This window comes from Natrialba sp. INN-245 (assembly GCF_009807105.1).
GTDB lineage: Archaea > Halobacteriota > Halobacteria > Halobacteriales > Natrialbaceae > Natrarchaeobius > Natrarchaeobius swarupiae.
Genome location: NZ_WUBV01000008.1, coordinates 139,412 through 157,207 on the forward strand (window position 1 = coordinate 139,412; position 17,796 = coordinate 157,207).

The 17,796-nt window shown below is 63.3% G+C and carries 18 protein-coding genes and 1 tRNA gene; 8 read left to right on the forward strand and 11 right to left on the reverse strand.

Annotated elements, in window-relative coordinates; genetic code table 11:
* Positions 1-142: 142 nt before the first annotated feature.
* A complete protein-coding gene (locus tag GRS80_RS02740; RefSeq protein WP_160046220.1) occupies positions 143-2,185 on the reverse strand; it encodes an ABC transporter ATP-binding protein in 2,043 nt (680 codons plus the stop codon).
* A gap of 83 nt (positions 2,186-2,268) precedes the next feature.
* Complete coding sequence (locus tag GRS80_RS02745) at positions 2,269-2,760, reverse strand: DUF192 domain-containing protein (protein ID WP_160046221.1); 492 nt, start codon at positions 2,758-2,760, stop codon at positions 2,269-2,271.
* A 61-nt stretch (positions 2,761-2,821) separates the two neighbouring features.
* On the opposite strand from GRS80_RS02745, the gene GRS80_RS02750 reads away from it, so the two are divergent.
* Positions 2,822-2,895: transfer RNA gene (locus tag GRS80_RS02750), tRNA-Val, on the forward strand.
* Positions 2,896-3,251: 356 nt separating this feature from the next.
* Here GRS80_RS02750 and GRS80_RS02755 read toward each other — a convergent pair.
* From GRS80_RS02755 to GRS80_RS02770, 4 genes are all read right to left on the reverse strand, one after another.
* The gene (locus GRS80_RS02755; RefSeq protein ID WP_160046222.1) at positions 3,252-3,893 is read right to left on the reverse strand and encodes a hypothetical protein; all 642 of its coding nucleotides are present in this window, start codon (positions 3,891-3,893) and stop codon (positions 3,252-3,254) included.
* On the reverse strand, positions 3,890-5,407 hold the full coding sequence (locus GRS80_RS02760) for a PQQ-binding-like beta-propeller repeat protein (protein WP_343161418.1): 1,518 nt from the start codon (positions 5,405-5,407) through the stop codon (positions 3,890-3,892). Before GRS80_RS02760 ends, GRS80_RS02755 begins: the two co-directional genes overlap by 4 nt.
* 105 nt (positions 5,408-5,512) lie before the next feature.
* Positions 5,513-6,076 (reverse strand): DUF99 family protein, encoded by a 564-nt coding sequence (locus GRS80_RS02765; RefSeq protein WP_343161419.1) that lies wholly within the window; start codon positions 6,074-6,076, stop codon positions 5,513-5,515.
* Positions 6,073-6,249: a DUF5786 family protein gene (locus GRS80_RS02770; protein ID WP_160046224.1), complete on the reverse strand. Its 177-nt coding sequence runs from the start codon at positions 6,247-6,249 to the stop codon at positions 6,073-6,075. Before GRS80_RS02770 ends, GRS80_RS02765 begins: the two co-directional genes overlap by 4 nt.
* Before the next feature lie 133 nt (positions 6,250-6,382).
* On the opposite strand from GRS80_RS02770, the gene GRS80_RS02775 reads away from it, so the two are divergent.
* Positions 6,383-6,994, forward strand: coding sequence for an MBL fold metallo-hydrolase (locus GRS80_RS02775; RefSeq protein ID WP_160046225.1), 612 nt, complete (start codon positions 6,383-6,385; stop codon positions 6,992-6,994).
* A gap of 18 nt (positions 6,995-7,012) precedes the next feature.
* On the opposite strand, the gene GRS80_RS02780 is transcribed toward GRS80_RS02775, so the two are convergent.
* From GRS80_RS02780 to GRS80_RS02795, 4 genes are all read right to left on the reverse strand, one after another.
* Positions 7,013-7,468 carry a hypothetical protein gene (locus GRS80_RS02780; protein ID WP_160046226.1) on the reverse strand — a complete coding sequence of 152 codons (456 nt, stop codon included), beginning with the start codon at positions 7,466-7,468 and terminating at the stop codon, positions 7,013-7,015.
* A 276-nt stretch (positions 7,469-7,744) separates the two neighbouring features.
* A complete protein-coding gene (locus GRS80_RS02785; protein WP_124194562.1) occupies positions 7,745-7,894 on the reverse strand; it encodes a 50S ribosomal protein L40e in 150 nt (49 codons plus the stop codon).
* A 25-nt stretch (positions 7,895-7,919) separates the two neighbouring features.
* Positions 7,920-8,465 (reverse strand): DUF367 family protein, encoded by a 546-nt coding sequence (locus tag GRS80_RS02790; protein ID WP_343161420.1) that lies wholly within the window; start codon positions 8,463-8,465, stop codon positions 7,920-7,922.
* 95 nt (positions 8,466-8,560) lie between these two features.
* Positions 8,561-10,393, reverse strand: coding sequence for a Rieske 2Fe-2S domain-containing protein (locus GRS80_RS02795; protein WP_160046227.1), 1,833 nt, complete (start codon positions 10,391-10,393; stop codon positions 8,561-8,563).
* A 133-nt stretch (positions 10,394-10,526) separates the two neighbouring features.
* Here GRS80_RS02795 and GRS80_RS02800 point away from each other — a divergent pair, with 133 nt between their 5' ends.
* From GRS80_RS02800 to GRS80_RS02810, 3 genes are all read left to right on the forward strand, one after another.
* Positions 10,527-10,850, forward strand: coding sequence for a nuclear transport factor 2 family protein (locus GRS80_RS02800; protein WP_160046228.1), 324 nt, complete (start codon positions 10,527-10,529; stop codon positions 10,848-10,850).
* A 188-nt stretch (positions 10,851-11,038) separates the two neighbouring features.
* Complete coding sequence (locus GRS80_RS02805) at positions 11,039-12,088, forward strand: DMT family transporter (protein ID WP_160046229.1); 1,050 nt, start codon at positions 11,039-11,041, stop codon at positions 12,086-12,088.
* A 100-nt stretch (positions 12,089-12,188) separates the two neighbouring features.
* Positions 12,189-13,301, forward strand: coding sequence for an alanine--glyoxylate aminotransferase family protein (locus tag GRS80_RS02810; RefSeq protein WP_343161421.1), 1,113 nt, complete (start codon positions 12,189-12,191; stop codon positions 13,299-13,301).
* Between the two features lie 54 nt (positions 13,302-13,355).
* Here the strand turns inward: GRS80_RS02810 and GRS80_RS02815 are convergent, their stop codons facing one another.
* The gene (locus GRS80_RS02815) at positions 13,356-14,756 is read right to left on the reverse strand and encodes a S8 family peptidase (protein ID WP_160046230.1); all 1,401 of its coding nucleotides are present in this window, start codon (positions 14,754-14,756) and stop codon (positions 13,356-13,358) included.
* 451 nt (positions 14,757-15,207) lie between these two features.
* Between GRS80_RS02815 and GRS80_RS02820 the strand changes: the two genes are divergently transcribed.
* The 3 genes from GRS80_RS02820 (at position 15,208) to GRS80_RS02830 (ending at position 17,726) form a co-directional block, all read left to right on the forward strand.
* Positions 15,208-15,540, forward strand: a complete 333-nt coding sequence (locus tag GRS80_RS02820) for a 2Fe-2S iron-sulfur cluster-binding protein (protein WP_160046231.1) — start codon at positions 15,208-15,210, stop codon at positions 15,538-15,540.
* 266 nt (positions 15,541-15,806) lie between these two features.
* Entirely contained in the window at positions 15,807-16,604 is a 798-nt protein-coding gene (locus GRS80_RS02825) for a succinylglutamate desuccinylase/aspartoacylase family protein (protein WP_343161423.1), read from the forward strand.
* A gap of 48 nt (positions 16,605-16,652) precedes the next feature.
* Positions 16,653-17,726: a glutamate-cysteine ligase family protein gene (locus tag GRS80_RS02830; protein ID WP_160046287.1), complete on the forward strand. Its 1,074-nt coding sequence runs from the start codon at positions 16,653-16,655 to the stop codon at positions 17,724-17,726.
* Positions 17,727-17,796 lie beyond the last annotated feature (70 nt).

Below are 17,796 nucleotides of genomic sequence, written 5' to 3' on the forward strand. Positions count from 1 at the left end.
GGAAATCCTTCTGAGACGACGCCGGGCAACTGTATTCCGGGACGACGTCGAGCAACTGAATCGCCCCACAGCCGACGATCGAATCGTTCTCCCGGTCCAACCGCCTTACCAAGTCGACTCGTCACCGTCGCTCGAATGCTCGTCAATCGTCGACGTCGGCGTCGACTTCGGTTCGAGCCTGTCGTTTCTGTGCCCGTTCGACGAACTCCTGTGGTAGTTCGTCGATCTCCCCCGCCTGGACGCCCCAGAGGTGCGAGTAGAGCCCCCCGTTCTCGAGCAGTTGCTCGTGGGTGCCGCGTTCGACGATGGAGCCGTCCTCGAGCACCAGGATCTGGTCGGCGTCTTTGATCGTCGAGAGGCGGTGGGCGATGGCGAACGTCGTCCGGTCCTCGGTCAGGTCGTCGATCGAGCGCTGGATGAGCATCTCGGTCTCGGTGTCGACGTCGCTGGTCGCCTCGTCCAGCACGAGAATGTCGGGATCTTTGAGCACGGCGCGGGCGATGGCGACGCGCTGGCGCTGCCCACCGGAGAGTTTGACGCCGCGTTCGCCGACCATCGTGTCGTAGCCCTCGGGTAGGTTCTGGATGAACTCGTGGGCCTCGGCGGCTTTCGCGGCCGCGACGATCTCCTCGCGGCTCGCGTCGAACGTGCCGTAGGTGATGTTCTCCTCGACGGTGCCGTAGAAGAGATACGACTCCTGGCCCACGTACCCCATCGATCGACGAAGACTCGAGAGCGAGACGTCACGGACGTCCTGGCCGTCGATTCTGATCTCGCCGTCGTCGACGTCGTAGAGCCGGAGCAGAAGTTTGAGAACCGTCGACTTGCCGGCCCCGGTCGGCCCGACGAGCGCAACGGTGTCGCCGCCGTCGACCGCGAAGGAGACGTCGTCGATGATCCGATCGGCCGGGTGCGGGTCGGATCTACCCCATGCCTCGGTAGCGCTCGAATCGTCCCCAGAAGCCGATTCGGTCGCAGAGGCGGATTCCTCGCCGACGGACGACTCGTCGTCGTAGCTGAAACTCACGTGATCGTACTCGACTCGCCCCTCGCGGACCTCGAGATCGTCGGCGTCTTCGTCGCGCTCGATCCGACCGGTCTCGTCCATCAATCCGAAGATCCGTTCGCTCGAGGCCTCGGCGCGCTGGTACATGTTGATAACCTGACCGAACTGGGCCATGGGCCAGACGAGTTGCTGGGTGTACATGATGAAGACGACGAACGTCCCGATCGCGAGTTCGCCCGTGATCGGCCCGGGGCCGCTCCCCGTGAACACCCAGTAGCCGCCGACGAGGAACGTGAGGACGAAGCCGATCCCCGAGATCAGTTGCAGCCCAGGGAAGAACTTGATCCGCAGCCAGATGGCCTCCCAGTTCGTGTCGTAGTACTTCCGGGAGACGTCCTCGACGCGGCCCGACTCGAACCCCTCGGTGTTCGAGGACTTGATGACGTTGATCCCACCCAGATTGTTCTCGAGTCGCGAGTTGACCTTGCCGACCGACGAGCGGACGGCGGCGTACTTCGGCTGGATCTTCTTGACGAAGAGGTAGGTGAACATCGCGATCAGCGGCACGGGTGCCAGCGAGACCAGCGCCAGTTGGGGCTCGAGCCAGAACAGCAAGAACGTGATCCCAACGACCATGACGATGAGCCGCGTCGCGGAGTTCATCCCTTCGTTGAGAAACCGCTCGAGCTGGTTGACGTCGTTGCTCAGGACCGACATCATCTCGCCGGTCTGCTTGTTCGCGAAGAACTCCATGTCGAGTCGCTGCATCTTGTCGTAGGTGGCCGTTCGGACGTCGTGTTGGACGCTCTGGGAGAACGCGTTGAACCCCCAGTTGCGTATCCAGTGAAAGACCGCGCCGAACGCAAACGAGGCCGCGATCGCAGTGACGACAAACCAGAACTGACCGTCCTGTGTCGCCGGCAGCCACGCCTCCGGCACCGCCGACAGCGGGACCTGTTCGGCGAACGCGGCGTCGTAAAAGATCGCGTCGATCGCCACCGCGAGCAACAGCGCCGGGAGCAGATCGAGCGCGCGGGCGAGGACGCTCCCGACGAGTCCGACGCTCACCGCGAACCAGTAGGGACGACCGTACTCGACGATCAACCGACGCATCGGGCTCTCGACCTGCTCGCGTTGTTCCTCGAAGGGGTCGTCTTCGTCCCAGTCGACGCCGCTCATTACGTTCGGCTCCGGGAGCGTCGCCAATAAGGGTTTGCTACGAATCGAAATATATCGCTGCCGCTGAGAGTCGACACCGCAGGTCAGTCGGCGTCGATCACGATCTCGTCGCCGACGTCGATCCCCGTCTCGTTCGTGTAGCCGCGGGGCACCTCGAGTACCCACTTCGCTCGACCGGAGTGGCGCAACTCCTCGCCGTCTTCGTCGGGTTCTGGCGCGCGGGCGTGTTCGATCGACGTGATCTCGCGGTCGGCGCCGACGAAGACGATGTCGATGTCGAAGTCCATCTCGCGCATCACGTACGTCCGATCGCCCTCCGTGGCGTGGACGAACAACATTCCGTCGCCGTCCTCGAGGGAGTCGTGGTCGCTCAGCCCGGTGTACCGCTGTTCGACAGTGTCGGCGACCTCGACGTCGACGGTGGCTTTCGGCTCGCCGTCGTTGTCGAGGACGTGGACGACCGCCTGATCCTGAGCCCAGGGGGCAGAGACGACCCCGGCCTGAACGAGCACGAATCCAACGATCGCGAGCGCAGCGACGGCGAGAAGTCCCTTCCAGATGCGCTCCGCAGTCATGTCAGGTCGTGCGGTTCGAGAAAGTAAAGGTTATTCGGACGGGGCGTTTCCGTTCGCGTACGGGCTCGTGGTCTAGCTGGTTATGACGCGGCCTTTACAAGGCCGAGGTCGGTGGTTCGAACCCGCCCGAGCCCACTTCCTGCTGCGAGCAAACCCGCGAGCAGCAAGTACGTGGAACGAGGCGGGTTCGAATCAGGGAGCAGCTTTGCTGCGACCGTGGTTCGAACCCGCCCGAGCCCACTTCCTGCTGCGAGCAAACCCGCGAGCAGCAAGTACGTGGAACGAGGCGGGTTCGAATCAGGGAGCAGCTTTGCTGCGACCGTGGTTCGAACCCGCCCGATCCCATTTCTGTGGCGAGCAACACCGCGAGCGGGTCGTATCGCGTCGACGGGAGTCGCATCGAAGTCATCCGGATGGCGGAATGCGACGATACGACCGCATATTGGGCCGAGTCGGTTTACGACCCGGCTCCCGGCGGACTGGATCGAGTCCTAGAGTTCGATACACTCTCCCTCGGGGCTGTCGATCGGGTCGGTGTCGCCCCACGAGTGGAAGGTGACCGTCGCGACGTCCGTCTCGAGCTGAGCGGGATACCCGGTCTCGGCGTCGACGTACCAGCGAGCGTCCTCCTCGGGGTGTTCGTACACCTCGACGGAGTCGCCGTTCAGGGTCGTCGTTTCGGTGGCTTCGAGCGAGTCCTGGACGCCCTGTGGGTTCTCGATGTCTGGCACGGAGGTTTCCGCCGCCGGATCGTCCGTAATGACACAGTTTCCCTCGACGATCCCGTACGTCTCGCCGTCGACGTAGTATGACTCGACCACCTCGCCGTTGCCGAACTCGGTGCGAGTGTAGTGGTCTCCCTCGTGATGGGTCTGAGAGATCTCCGGAGAGCCGGCTTCGTGGAGGTCGATCTCCGAGACGTAGGACTCTCCGTAGTTGATGTCGCCTCCGGATCCGGTTCCGTGCTGGCCAGGAGCGTCGTCACCCTCGTCGGTCGAGCTGTCTGCATTGCCGTTTCCGTCGTCGCTGGTATCGCCTTCGCTCCCGCCGTCGCTCGTACACCCGGCCAGTCCAGTGGCCACGCCGACACCGGAGAGGATCAACAGTCGACGCCGCGTCAGTCGCTCGCTCATCGCTCGCTCTCCGTCGTCCCACGTCGGGCCAGCAGATACGACACTCCACCGATGCTCGCGAGCGCGCTGGCGACGCCGAGACCGGGCAAACTGTCGTCCGAACCGGCCCCAACTGCACCGTCGTCCGTGCTGGCTGAGCCGTCGGCCGAGCCATCGTCATTTCCGGACCCACCGCCGACGTCGCGCGGCTGATGGATCTCCTCGAGTGAGGGTCTGTCGGCCGCCGCCGCTGTCTCGGCCCAGGTGTCGTGGTGACCGAGTGTTCCGTGCTGCATCCGCGATCCCGCACCTGACCCGGAAACACCCGCATCGATGGCGTACACCGTCGTATCGTTCGAGAAGTAGACGATACCGTCGACGACGGTCGGAGACGGCGCGTGCTGCATCAGACCGATCGGAGTCTCGGTATCGAACCGCCAGTCGACATCGCCGCGTTCTGTATCTATCGCGTACAGGTATCCGTCGTCACTGAAGACGAAGACAAGTCCATCCGCGACGGTTGGGGACGAACGCACTCGTTCGCCATCGCCTCGCGTCGCACGTGCCTCGTCGGTCACGTCGAGTGTCCACTGTTCGTCCCCATCATCAGCGTCAACCGCGTACATATAGCCCTCCCAGTCGCCGACGTAGACGGTCCCATCGGCTACGGTCGGCGAGGCGCTGACCTCGGACGACTGGAGCGAGTACTCCCACGACAGGTCGCCGTCCTCGGCATCGATCGCAAGCAGTCGACTTCCGACCTCGCCGACGTACACTGTCCCGTCTGCGATGGTTGGTGAGGAGCGAATCGGTCCGTCTGCCGCGAACGCCCACTCCGCCTCGCCCGTCTCGGCGTCGATCGCGTAGAGGTGGGCATCGTCGCACCCGACGTAGACGATTCCGTCGGCAACGAGTGGCGTCGAGGCGACGCTATCGTCGGTTTCGAAGAGCCACTCGCGTTCACCCGTCCACGCGTCTAGGGCGTAGACGACGCCGTCGTCGCTTCCGAGGCAAATCATCCCGTCGAAGACGACCGGCTGTGTGCTGGGGGCGTACTCCACGTCGACGCTGTAGAGCCGATCGTCAGTCGCCGCGTCGTAAGCTTCCACGGCGGCGTCTCCGCCGTCCTGGGCGATGAAAAGGATGTCGTTGACGACGGTCGTTGCATTGACCGGCCGATCCTGGAAGATCGCCTCCTGGTGATCGCCGGTCGCCGCATCGATTGCGTGCACTCGATGGCTCGGTTGTTCCGACATCCCCACGTAGACCGTCCCGTCGACGACCGTCGGTGCAGTCCGGGCCCGCTGATCGGCTTCGTAGACCCACTCGATAGTCCCGCCTGCAGCCGCTGTCTCGGTAGCCCCGGCGACAGCGACACCCGCCATCGCCACTCCGACACTCGCCCGGAGAACGTCCCGTCGAGTCGAACCCGACCGGCCCTCCGTTGCGTCTTCTAAGTTCCTCGGTCGGGTTCGACGAAGAGCCCCCCACCGACTATTACGTTGATCGTCGCGTTCACGCGTCCTCAGTTCCACAATATCGACGCGTTGGCCGGGGAACGCTTGACTGTTAGCTACGATCGAAGTAACTCATACGCCTACTTCGAAGTAACCCAGTTGAGAGATGGACGGCAGACCGGCTTACGCCGGTGCGTACCGGTCGGCGGCTCGAGCAGCCAGTCGCGCGACACGGATGGGTTCGGGGCGGCCACCCGAGTGGGTAAACGCCTCGAGAACCTCCGTGGCCGCCGTGAACTCACAGCCGACGGCCCTGGCGTAGACGGTGTCGTCGCCGAGTGACAGCGCCCGTCGTTCGGGAAGGTCGTGGTACGCCTCGAGGCGGTGTTCGAGGGCTGCGCCGTCGAACGCCTCGCGAATTCCGTCCTCGAGACCGTCGCTCGCCTCGAACGTGACCGCGATCACGGGACGGTCACACCGCTCGTGGATCGTCGAGAGCTCGAGAACGTTGTACCAGGCTGGAGCGACGGCACCGACCAGGACGTACCGGGCGTCGGGCCGCGCTGTGTCGTCGACGAGCGACGTCACTGCGTCGGTTGCATCGGTGCCGCCGACGGTGCACGAGCCGTAGGCGAGTCCGTCTACGACGCCGTCGGCGCGTACGACGGCTCCGGCGAGCGTGCTCTGGTCCCGGCCGCTCCGGTACGATTCGGCGATGCCAAGCGCCCGCGTCCCTGGTTTCGTCACTCGGTGTCGTCTTTGATCTCTTTCAATCGATCGAGTAGCTCGTCGCTGGATGCGCCGTTCTCGAACTCGATCGTTCCGTCGTGGCTATTCTCTCCGGATTTGACTCCGTCGTCTTCGTCAAAATCAGCGTCAACGTCCTGTTGCTCGGATTCGTCGTAGCTCCCGAATCCCATACGGGACAACCTACGGGTCTCTACTTGAAAAGTTCCGCGGTGATAGCTGTGGCCATCGATATTGTGAAATAAACATCAGCGGAACCGTTCGGACGACGCCACCGTTTTGACGCCGGAACGCGAGCGTTCGGTCATGGAGGTTCATCACGTCACCGAGGATGCGGAGACGTTCACCTGCAACGCGTTCCTGGCGGTCGGCGCGAAGACGACGCTCGTTGACGCAGGCACGTGGGACGGCGTCGTCGACGAGATCCGATCGCACACGGGCCACGTCGATACGGTCGTCGTGACCCATCAACACGGTGATCACGTTGCTCAGCTCGAGGCGATCGTCGACGCGTTCGATCCCGACGTCTACGCCTACGCGGATCACCCGGCTCGGACGCACCCACTCGCGGACGGCGACGAGGTGACGATCGGCGACGAGACGTTCGACGTCGTCTATACGCCAGGTCACGCCGACGATCACGTCTCGTTCGTCTCCGATCGCTCGCTGTTTTCCGGCGATGTCGTCGTCCACGACGACGGCGCGTTCGACTACGGAAGCTTCGGCCGAACCGACATGGCTGGCCAGTCCCGCGAGCGGCTCATCGAGAGCATCGAGGAGCTGCTCGAGCGGATGCCCGATGGCGTTTCCCGGATGTACGCCGGCCACGGCGGTGTCTTCGAGGGCGACGTCCGCGACGTCGTCGAGACGGCCCTCAAGCACGCGGAGAAACGCGAGCCGAAGTACCCCGACGAGTAGTCCGGTCTGGGCAGGGCGCTAGTCGTCGCTCGTTACTGCCGGCGATTCGTGGGCGACCTGTTTCGAGTTCTCGGGCCAGTTCTCGATGTTCTCGGCGACGTAGTCCTTTCCGCCCCAGCCAAAGGCGATGCCAACTGCGAGCGCGACGGCCAGCCCCACGCCGTAGGCGATGCCCTGGGCGAACGTATGCAAGATCGTTACGTCGACGCCCATCGTATCGAGACCGATGACCAGGACGACGAAGTACAGCATCATCTTCGTCCCACCGGCGAGCGCCGGCGAGAAACCGGTCCCCTTCGCAACCGACGACTGTCGGACCTGATCGGCGGCGTGGCTGGCGAGATAGAAGCCCAGGAAGAGAACGACGGTCCCCATGAGAATCGGCGGGACGTAGCCGAAGAACTCGACCGCCCAATTTGAGATGAACCTCGTGGAAACCGACGCGTATCGGTGGATGAGCCACTCTATCGCCACAAAGAACGTGACCAGCAGGACGTAGTACCTGGCGAGCAGTCCGAACGTCCGCGAGACGGCGACCTCCCCGCCGGAAAACAGCGCGTCGAAGGGGGTTCGGCGGACCTTCTCGTCGAGTTCGATCCGCCGGCCGAGCGTCGTAACGATCGGATAGTATTTTTGATTAGAAGTTGGGCCAGAATCTGTTCGAGGAAGTCGGAGACGGCTCGTTCGATTCGGAGTAAAGCGGCTACTCGACCTCGAATACGCGGAAGAAACCGGACCGCAGGCGGTCGATTACGCCGCTCGAGCTTCCTTCGCCTTCGGGCGGAGGTTCCCGTAGCCGCACTTGCGGCAGTTGTCGGCGTCTTTCGGGTTGCGTGCGTTACAGCGCATACAGATCATCTTCTCGAGCGTCCGTTTCTCTGCGGCGTCGAAGCTGGCCATATCGGGCCGTTGGGCCGACGTCCATTTAACCGCTGTGATCGCTCCGTTCGTCCCCCTCGTCGTGGTCGTCCCCGTCGTCGGCGAGATAATCGTCCTGGACGGCGACGATATCACTCGAGTCCGCACACTCGCGGTACCGGCGCAAGGGTTCCTCGTTGAGCGTCAGGAATGTCTCGCCCCACCGAAACGGCTCGAGAATTTCGGCCGCACGCTCGGGCTCGCCAAGGATGGAGAGCGCGCCAGCGAGCGCCTCGACGGTGGTGAGCTGGAACGGGCGACCGTAGTTGACCGGGTTCGCGGCGACGAGAAAGGGGAGGGCACGGTGGACGCCGTTCATCCGGAACGAGGCGGCCTCCGCGGACTCCCAGGAGCAATCGAGTGCGACGAGCGTCCCGAGTCCGTCATCGAGATCGGCCGGCGAGAGCGCCCGCTCGGCGTGGGGGTTGAGGACGATCCCGTAGGGCACCTGTTCCATCCGCCGATAGAGGATCGCCTCGTCGAACTGCTCGAGGCGACGCGCCGTACACTTCTTCGGATCGTCGTCGCCCTCGTAGTAGACGTGACACTCCACGGGCGTTCGTAGGCGAAGCCGGAAGAAAAGGGCCGCGGACCGCCTCCGCCACTCGAGTCAACCACAAAATCGGCAGTGAGCGCGCCGACGCCACATCACTCCTCGTGGATCGTCTCGCCGCGGTTGAGCCGGGCGGCGATGGTGAACGTCTGCTCGGCCTCGCGGCGAGTCGGGAAGTGCGCCGCCATGTAGCGGGCGCTCGCGATCAGCGGGGTCCGACGGCGCGACTCGAGGTCGCTCGCTGCGTCGTCTGCACTCGCGTCGGCGAGGTCGAACTGTCGGAACGCCGCCTCGAGGTTCTGCAGCGTGTGGAAGCCGGCGTCCTCGCGAAGCAATCCGTGCCCCAGCGTCCGTTTCAGCGCCTCCGGATCGCCCCCGCAGTCGAAGAACTCGGAAACGAGTCGGCCGGCTTCGTTCACCTCGCCGTCGACGTCGAACGTTTCGAGCAGGGCCTCGAGGATCGCGTCGGGATCGCGGCCGGTGTCCTCCTCGCCGGATTCGGGAATCGGCGCGGGTGGCGTGTTGAGGAATCGATCGAGGTAGACCGAGAGGGCGGCGTCGAAGACCCCGCGGTAGAGTTCGATCGCGTCGGTCCGACGGGTTGCCACGTGGACGGCGTTCGCGTAGGTGAACGTGTGATGGACCGTGTTCCAGTCGCCGAACTCGTTGGCGGTACCGAACTGGGCGACCCGCGTCGCGGCGGCGTGGGCGACCTCGGCCGCGAGTTCCTCGCTCGTCGCTCCTTCGCCGATGGCGTCCGCGAGCGCGTCGACGATGGCCTCGGGGTCGTCCGCGAGCAGCGTCGATCGGAATCCGTCGGGACGGGACCAGGACGTCCCCGCACCCTCGTCGACCAGCTCCTCGAGCCCGCTCGTTTCGGAGACGTCGCCGCCGTAGACGTCCTCGAGCAGGGTAATCAGGTCGATCGGCTGGCGCCACGCCGAGCGCTCGTCGCTTCGCGCTGCGGTCCTGAGCGGTTCGACGACGGCGGCGAGCGCGTCGCCGGCGATCGGGTCGTTCCCTCGGCCGCTCACACCACCGGAATCGTCGAGAGCGTCGGCGTGCTCGAGCGCCTCGAACGCCGTGTTCGCGAAGTCGAGGACGTGGCCGTCCGAGAGGTAGGGATGGTCGGTCGCCGCAGCGAAGACGAGTTCAGCGAGTTCCGCTTCGGAGCGACCGGTTGCGACGGCAGTGCGCAGACAGCGTTCCGCGCCGGCCCGATCGCGCACCTCGACGCAGTCACGAAACCAGGATTTCAGCCGATCGAACGGGACCGCGTCGGTCGAAAACGACGGCTGGTCGAAGTTCACCGACTCGCCCGCACAGTCGTCCGCGACGTGGCGAACACCGGTGTACAGCGCTCGCTTTCGATCCTCGAGTGGGAGGTCGTCGATCACGTTCGCCATACAGCCGAGTATCGTCAACCCCGATCCCCAGCCGGAGTCGTTGTACCGAGTACCGAAGAAAAGCGCCGTCTCGACGGGGTCGCGGAAGTCGACGCCCGCGTCGAGTAACCCGATCGTCGATTTGGCGACGACCAGTCGGAGGTTCTCCTCGAGGCCAGTCTCTAACCGTTCGGCCCAGTGTTCGTCGGGTGGCAGGTCCCGCGGCGGGTTCGGGTTCACGTAGACCGTTCCATCGCGGACCTCGACGGGGTACGTCGGCACGTCGTCGGCCCACGGGTCGAACGTATCGCCACAGGAGAGTTCGAACCGCGCGTGATGCCAGTGACAGGTGAGGATGCCGTCGTCGACGGTGCCCTCGACCAGCGGAAAGCCCATGTGCGGACAGCGGTTGTTCACGGCCCGGATCTCGCCCTCGTGGGCGAAGAGCGCGATCGGCGTCCCGTCGACGCTCGCCAGTTCGCGGCCGGACGCCTCGACGTCCTCGAGTGACGCGACCGCGTGGAAATCGTCAGCTATTGGCATGGATCGTCGAACGCCGTCCGACCGTGTAAGCGTTTGCTGAATCTGATTTGTGTATGGAAACGGACGTATCCGCCACCTCGATCGTACCCACCGAGTACCAGACTTTTTACGACAGCGACGAAACGTCTTTCCGATGGATTCGAGGACGGTCGTTCGGCGGTACTACGACGCACTCGACGACCACGAGTACGACGCGCTCGAGGACGTGCTCGCCCCAGGATTCGTACAACGGCGTCCCGACCGGTCGTTCCCGGACCGCGAGTCGTTCGTCCGGTTCATGCGCGAGGACCGTCCGAATCCGAACACGACTCACGAACTGGTTGCCATCGTCGGCCAAGGTGAGACGGTCGCGGCTCGCGGCCGCGTCCTCGATTCGGGCGACCCCCTGTTCGAGTTCGCCGACTTCTTCGAACTCGAGGACGGGCGAATCGTCGAACTCGAGACGTACTCTAGGTAACCGTCCCGACCGGCTCTGTTCCGAACGCGAGGACCCCACCCAACGGACTCGAGACTATATCGGTTCACTGAGTAACACACCCAAACTGAGCACGTGCCACGATACCATTTCCCTCTGAATTTGGGACACACACCCTCTATAGCGACGGATCTAAACTCACAAGTACCCGGGAAACCGTAACGATATAAATGAACGTGAACAGATACGTTTTCCTCTTCGCCGCGCTCGCGGTCGCCTGGGGGACGGCGTTTACGGCGATCGAGATCGGACTCGAGTCGCTTCCGCCGATTCTCTTTGCCGCGTTGCGATTCGACGTCGCTGCGGTCGTGTTTGCAGGTATCGTCCTCGCGATGGGTCTCGAGTGGCGACCGCGGACGAACGCCGACTGGATCGCGATCGGCGTCGGCGGCGGGTTGCTCGTCGGCGCGCACTTTGCCCTCCTCTTTCTCGGCCAGTCGTACGTCTCGAGTGCGGTCTCGGCTATCGTGATGAGCCTGATCCCGATCCTGACGCCGCCACTCGCACTCGCGGTGTTGCCACGGGCCCGCGTTCGAGCGCCGGCCGTCCTCGGATTGGTCGTCGGTCTCGCGGGGATCGTCGCCATCGCCACCGCAGGAGGCTCGCTCGACGGACAGGCACTCGGCATCGGATTGCTGCTCGCGGCCGCGCTCTCGTTTGCGGTCGGCTCCGTGATCCTCGAGCGAACCGAGAGGACGCTGTCGACGATGTCCCTGCAGGCGTGGGCGATGGCCGTCGGTGCCGTGCTCTTGCACGCGCTGAGCCTCGCCCACCCCGGCGAGCACATCGCGAGCGTGTCGGCCGCGACGCCGGCGACGGTCGGTGCGATCGCATATCTCGGACTCGTCTCGACTGCCGGTGGGTTCCTGTTGTACTTCGCTCTGCTCGAGCGGGTGGGGGCAACCGAAGCCAGTCTCATCAACTACGCAGCGCCGGTCGTCGCGGTGGTGGTCGGTTGGGTGGTTCTCGGGGAAGCGGTCACGCTTACGACGATCGTCGGCTTCGCGTTGATCCTCGTCGGATTCGCACTCTGCAAGATCGACACCCTCTGGAAGACGGCCGGACCGGTCGTCGGCTACGGCCCCTCCCGCCCACCAGTATCGGGCGTCGTACCCGCAGATCCGTGCGCCGAAAACGGAGTCGTCGTCGACGGAGACGGCAACGTCTTCGTCGCGGTACCCTCCGCTGACACCCGGTGTGGGACACCAGCCGCCGACTGACCGCCGTTCACTCGACTGCGCTAAATACGGCTCGTTGTTCGAGCGCCACCAAAAGTACCATACTCTTTCGTGATACAGTACTCTCTACTTAGGTGGTTCCGTGACCAAGAAACGCGAATACAGGGACGACTATCCCGACAAGACGCTGTACATTCCAGGTCCAACCGAGGTCCGCGAGGACGTTATCGACGAGATGAGCCAGCGGATGTTCGGCCACCGGATGGACCGGATGACCGACCTCTACACGACCATCGTCGAGGACACGAAGGAGTTTCTCGACACCGACAACGACGTCATCGTTCTGACGGGGTCGGGCACGGAGTTCATGGAGAGTTCGATTCTGAACCTCGTCGACGAAAACCTCCTCGTGACGACCTGCGGGAGTTTCAGCGAGCGCCAGGCCAACGTCGCCGAACGCCTCGGCAAGGACGTCGACACCCTCGAGTACGAGTGGGGGCAAGCGGTCAAACCCGGCGACGTCCGTGAGGTCCTCGAGCGAAGCGACACCGAGTATGACGTCGTCACGTGCGTGATGAACGAGTCTTCGACCGGCGTCCGCAACCCGGTCGAGGAGATCGGTGACGTCGTCGCCGAGTATCCAGACACCTACTTCGTCGTCGACGCCGTCTCCGCGCTCGGCGGCGACTACGTCGATATCGACGAACACAACATCGACGTCATCTTCACCTCGGTGCAGAAGGCCTTCGCCATGCCGCCCGGCCTGGCCGTCTGTGTCGTCAGCGAGGACGCCTACGAACGGGAACTCGAGTCCGACTCGGCCTCGTGGTACGGCGGCTTCCAGCGTACGCTCGACTACTACGACCGGAAGGGCCAGACTCACTCGACGCCCGCCATCCCGGTCATGCTCGCCTACCGAAAGCAGATGAAACACATGCTCTCCGAGGGCCACGACGCCCGCGACGCACGCCACCGGGAGATGGCCGAATACACCCGCGAGTGGGCCAACGAGCACTTCGAGATGTTCCCCGAAGGGGGCTACGAGTCCCAGACGGTCAGTTGCATCGAGAACACCCAGGGGATCGACGTCGCGGAAACCATCGACGCCGTCAGCGAGGAGTACGACTTCGTCTTCTCGAACGGCTACGGCTCCGCACTCGGCGAGAAGACGTTCCGCATCGGCCACATGGGCGAACACGACCTCGAGTCGATCGAGGAATTGACAGACGCCATCGAGGACGTCGCCGGGCTGTAGTCACCAACGACACCTCGGTCCCCCGACCGTTGTGCGTGTAGCGGGCGGACTTGCCTACCGACCCAGCCCGCGAACCCACTCGAGAACGCCCGTGATCGCGTCCGAAACCCACTCGAGTGCCGTTCCGGCCCGGCCGACGAGTCCATCGTCCCGTCCGCCATCCGTGAGCCCGCTGTCCTGGCCGTCGGACGCGAGTGAGTCGTCGTCCGTGGGTGAGCCGTCGCCGTCCGTATCCGCCTCGAGCGCCGCCCGGGCGTCGACGAGCCCGTGGCCTTCCTCGCAGGTCGCGAGGACTGGCTCCGCCGTCTCGGTGAGCGTTCGGCGAACCGCCTCGTTGGAACCCGGCCCGTCCTTCTCTCGGTTCCCCCAGACCAGCGCCGCGACGCCGGTGACGAACGGGCAGGCCATGCTCGTCCCGCTGGCCTCGGCGTACTCGTTGCCGACGAACGTCGAATTGACGTCCGTCCCCGGGGCCAGCAGGTCGACGGCGTCGCCGACGCTGCTGTACGACGCCAGCCGGCCGTCATCGTCCATCGCCGCAACCGCGAGGACGTCCTCGTGGGTCGCCGGATAGGTCATCGTCTCCGTCTCACAGGAACCGTTCCCCGGGTTCCCTTCGTTTCCGGCCGCCGAGAGCAGCAGGTGGCCCGCGGCGTGGGCGTCCTCGATCGCTTCGGCTAGCGTCGCGCTCTCTTCGGTGCCGCCGAGGCTCATCGAGATGATCTCGATGTCGTTGGACAGACACCAGTCGATGCCGGCGATGAGTTCGCTGTATCGGCCCTGGCCGTCGTCGTCGAGTACCTTCACCGCGTGGAGATTCGCGTTCGGTGCCGTGCCGACTATTCCGAGGTCGTTGTCCACCGCGGCGGCGATGCCGGCGACGTGGGTCCCGTGTCCGTGGCGATCCTCGTAGTCGCTGGGAACGCCGCTGGCCGTGAAGTTCCGACCGCCCGCGACCTCGAGGCTACAGTGATCGGTCTGGATCCCCGTATCGAGAACCCCGATATCCACACCCGAGCCGTCCGCGTCGACCTCGTCCGCACCGATCCGCTCGAGGCCCCACGACGTCCGCTGGTCGGGGTGGGTCGAACAGTCCGATCGGTCCGGCGGCAACAAGAGCTCCAGCAGCGACGGCGACCAGTCGTCGGGAATTTCCGTCTCGCCGTCGTCCTCGACGAACGCGACCGCCGCCGCGTTCGTGAGTTCCTCGAGTCGGTTCGACGGTACCTCCACGACGACGAACTCGAAGTTGTCGTACTCGAGGAGCGTCCGGCCGCCGACGGCCTCGATCACGCCGAGGAGGTCGCCGAGCAACCCGTTGCGCGGGTGGACGAACACCCTGCGGGTGTCCGTCGTCGACGGCGACGGCGGCGACGCCGACGCCGAGTTCCCGACCACGCTCACGGAAACTCCGACGCCGACACACCGGAGCAGTTGACGACGGCTGAGTGTCATGGAATCTGGACTGTAAAGCGGAGGAATAAGCCTTCCGTCTGGGCTGCTCTCGCGTCGGTGACCTCGAGCGTGTCATAGAAGGTTCGCGTGAGTTTCGACACGAATCAGTTCAGACACTGGTGGGATTTCCGGTGGCAGGTATGGGATTTCTGGTGGCGCACAGTCGAACGTACGCGAGGTCGTCGCGAACTCGTGCGTGAATGCTCGTCAGTGCCGGCGCAGCCGCGACCCGTGGGGTGGGTGCGCCAGAAGATTAGGACTGCACTCCGTATCAGTCGGCCACGGAGCCAAACGGCCTCGAACGACGACACCGGACGATGACACCGAACGACGAGGTTTATCCGCGCAGGCCGGAACGGCCGAAGAGTCGTCCGACGTCCGGACTTTCGTCGTATCCGACGGGTCAGATCCGTAATAAAGAGTTTTAGTCCGCTCGTTCGTAGCGACTCGCATGACTGAGTACACTATCGAGTTCGTCGGGACGGGGGAGACGATCACCTGCTCGGAGAAAGAAACCATTCTCAGCCGGTGTCTCGAGGAGGGAATCGCCCAGGAATACTCCTGTCGCGTCGGGATGTGTCTGGCCTGTTCAGCCGAAGTCCTCGAGGGGGAGGTCACCCAGCCGGCCGCACGCGGCCTCACGGAGGAGGAAGCCGAGAACTACGCCCTGACCTGTATGGCCCGCCCGCAATCCGACCTGAAACTCGAGCGCGGCGTCTACCCGCCGAGCATCGAAAGCGACCTCGAGGCCGAAGGCGGCGAGACGGCGGCGGCCGACGACTGACTGATCGCCGACCGTTCTGCGATCCGCTGGAACCGACTCATCGCAGACCGTATCGTACGTCCCGCTGTTGACGTCGAGTATCAACGTGTCCCGAGATCCCATCAAGCGGTCAACCGAGAGTAACGTCAGAAGATATGTGATATACTTTTTATTTTGGATTAAATGAGCGTTCCTAGAGTAGTCTGAGAGACAGAAGTTTAACGGTATCGGGATGTCTCCCTCCAACTCGAGGGAAGAACGTGAAAAATGAAACGACCCCACTCGATGTGACCACTCGAGGTCCGGGAGAGCCGGAGATTGTGGTTGTTGGTGGTATCCACGGCGACGAGACCGGCGGCGTCCGTGCAGTACGCCGTTTGCGGGAGGCGGACCTCGACCTAAAGCGGGGTGTCGCGTTCGTCGTCGCCAATCCGGCCGCAGTCAACGTCGGTGAACGGTATCTGGACTCGGACCTCAATCGTGCCTTCCCTGGCAACCCAGCCGGTGATCGTGAGGAACGACTCGCCGCTCACCTCCGAAAGTTGGTTCAGGACCGTACGACACTCTCACTGCACGGTACCCACTCCCAGCCCACACCGTTTGCACTCATCCACCGTTCGCAGCCCCGCCAGTTTGATCTTGCAGCGCGGATGCCCGTCCCACACGTCGTCGACCACTGGGGGGTAAACGAGGGCGCGATCACGTCCTGTGGGCTCTCCGTCGAAATCGAAGTCGGTCCACAGGGCACAGAGGAAGCAGCTGTGGCAGCCGAACACCAAGCTGATGCGTTTCTCAAGCTAGTGGATGCTCTACCTGGTGAGCCACCCACCGCAGACCCGGATTTCTTCCATATGGCCGACCCGATTCGAAAACCGTCCGGGATATCCTACGAGGTTCACGTCACGAATTTCGAATCAGTCCCAGCGGGGACGACCTATGCAAGCGTCGATGGGCAGGGGCTGATCACAGATGACCCGTTTCACCCGATCTTGATGTCAGCTGACGGATACTCGGATATCTTTGGCTACAAGGGAGCCAAAATAGCGGACTCACTCGAACGAGTTCGAGAGATATTGCTCAATTAGGAACGAGGTGCGATCACCATGAGCCATAGTCAGAAGGATAACAAATCGATGCAAAAAAGCATAGAAGTAGAGTACTGGGTCATCGATCAGGACGGCGCGCTCACGGATCCAGAGGAACTCACGGAGTATTCGGCGTTCGTCGAGGAGGAGTTCGTGTATCCGCTACTCGAGGTGAAAACTCCACCATGTGAGACGTATTCGGCACTGAGATCGACGTTCGTCGAACTACTAGACGAGCTCCTCCTCAAAGCCGACGAACTCGACAAAATGCTCGTCCCGCTCGGGACGCCAATCAATAGTGAATCGATCGAGGTTCGACCCAGCGAACGAAGCCGGATACAAAAGCGTGTGCTCGGCGACAACTTTGCCTACGCGAAACACTGTGCCGGGACGCATCTCCATTTCGAGAAGCGAAACGTCACAGATCAACTCAACGTACTTGCCAGCCTTGATCCGGCGCTATGCCTGTTGAATTCCTCTCCGTACTTCCAGGGGGAGCGGGTTGCAAACAGTGCTCGTGCGTATATTTACCGGAAGAAGTGCTATGAATACTTCCCCCTACACGGCCAGCTTTGGGATTACGTCAATACCGTCGGACAGTGGGAGAGACAACTCGACCGGCTCTTCGATTCGTTCAAACGAGCGTCCATGAACGAGGGGGTCGAAGAAAACGATATCGATGCCAGTTTCTCCCCACAAGATATCGTGTGGACGCCAGTCAGATTACGTGACGAGATGCCAACCGTCGAGTGGCGCGCACCCGACACGTCGCTTCCGAGCCAGATTCTCCGTCTAGCCGAGGAAATCGGTACCATAATGGAGCAGCTCCATCACGCAGAAGTTCGTATCGAAGGCGCCACCGGTAACGTGACAGAAGAGAGAATCACGATTCCCGAATTCGATGCCGTACTTGACTACGTCGAGGAAGCGATACACGATGGGAGAGAGTCATCAGAGCTCTCTGCGTACCTCGAGCGAATGGGGTTCGACGTTCGGGAATACGAGCCACTCACACAGAAAATTGACGGGCACGAGTACGTCAGTCTTGACGAAGCCCGTGAAATTCGCCTTCGATACGGGAGACGACTGCGACGAGACGTGGATGACTTAGCGAGCAGTTGACAGTTCTCACCACCTGTACACGCTCACTTGTGTGACAGGCATCCGATAGATAATCCGAAACTGCGCCGGA

What these genes read in the sequence shown, in the direction of transcription:
- GRS80_RS02740 (WP_160046220.1), bottom strand. Translation starts at nt 2,185, where the DNA reads ATGAGCGGCGTCGACTGGGACGAAGACGACCCCTTCGAGGAACAACGC.
- GRS80_RS02745 (WP_160046221.1), bottom strand. Translation starts at nt 2,760, where the DNA reads ATGACTGCGGAGCGCATCTGGAAGGGACTTCTCGCCGTCGCTGCGCTC.
- GRS80_RS02755 (WP_160046222.1), bottom strand. Translation starts at nt 3,893, where the DNA reads ATGAGCGAGCGACTGACGCGGCGTCGACTGTTGATCCTCTCCGGTGTC.
- GRS80_RS02770 (WP_160046224.1), bottom strand. Translation starts at nt 6,249, where the DNA reads ATGGGATTCGGGAGCTACGACGAATCCGAGCAACAGGACGTTGACGCT.
- GRS80_RS02775 (WP_160046225.1), top strand. Translation starts at nt 6,383, where the DNA reads ATGGAGGTTCATCACGTCACCGAGGATGCGGAGACGTTCACCTGCAAC.
- GRS80_RS02785 (WP_124194562.1), bottom strand. Translation starts at nt 7,894, where the DNA reads ATGGCCAGCTTCGACGCCGCAGAGAAACGGACGCTCGAGAAGATGATC.
- GRS80_RS02795 (WP_160046227.1), bottom strand. Translation starts at nt 10,393, where the DNA reads ATGCCAATAGCTGACGATTTCCACGCGGTCGCGTCACTCGAGGACGTC.
- GRS80_RS02800 (WP_160046228.1), top strand. Translation starts at nt 10,527, where the DNA reads ATGGATTCGAGGACGGTCGTTCGGCGGTACTACGACGCACTCGACGAC.
- GRS80_RS02805 (WP_160046229.1), top strand. Translation starts at nt 11,039, where the DNA reads ATGAACGTGAACAGATACGTTTTCCTCTTCGCCGCGCTCGCGGTCGCC.
- GRS80_RS02815 (WP_160046230.1), bottom strand. Translation starts at nt 14,756, where the DNA reads ATGACACTCAGCCGTCGTCAACTGCTCCGGTGTGTCGGCGTCGGAGTT.
- GRS80_RS02820 (WP_160046231.1), top strand. Translation starts at nt 15,208, where the DNA reads ATGACTGAGTACACTATCGAGTTCGTCGGGACGGGGGAGACGATCACC.
- GRS80_RS02830 (WP_160046287.1), top strand. Translation starts at nt 16,653, where the DNA reads ATGCAAAAAAGCATAGAAGTAGAGTACTGGGTCATCGATCAGGACGGC.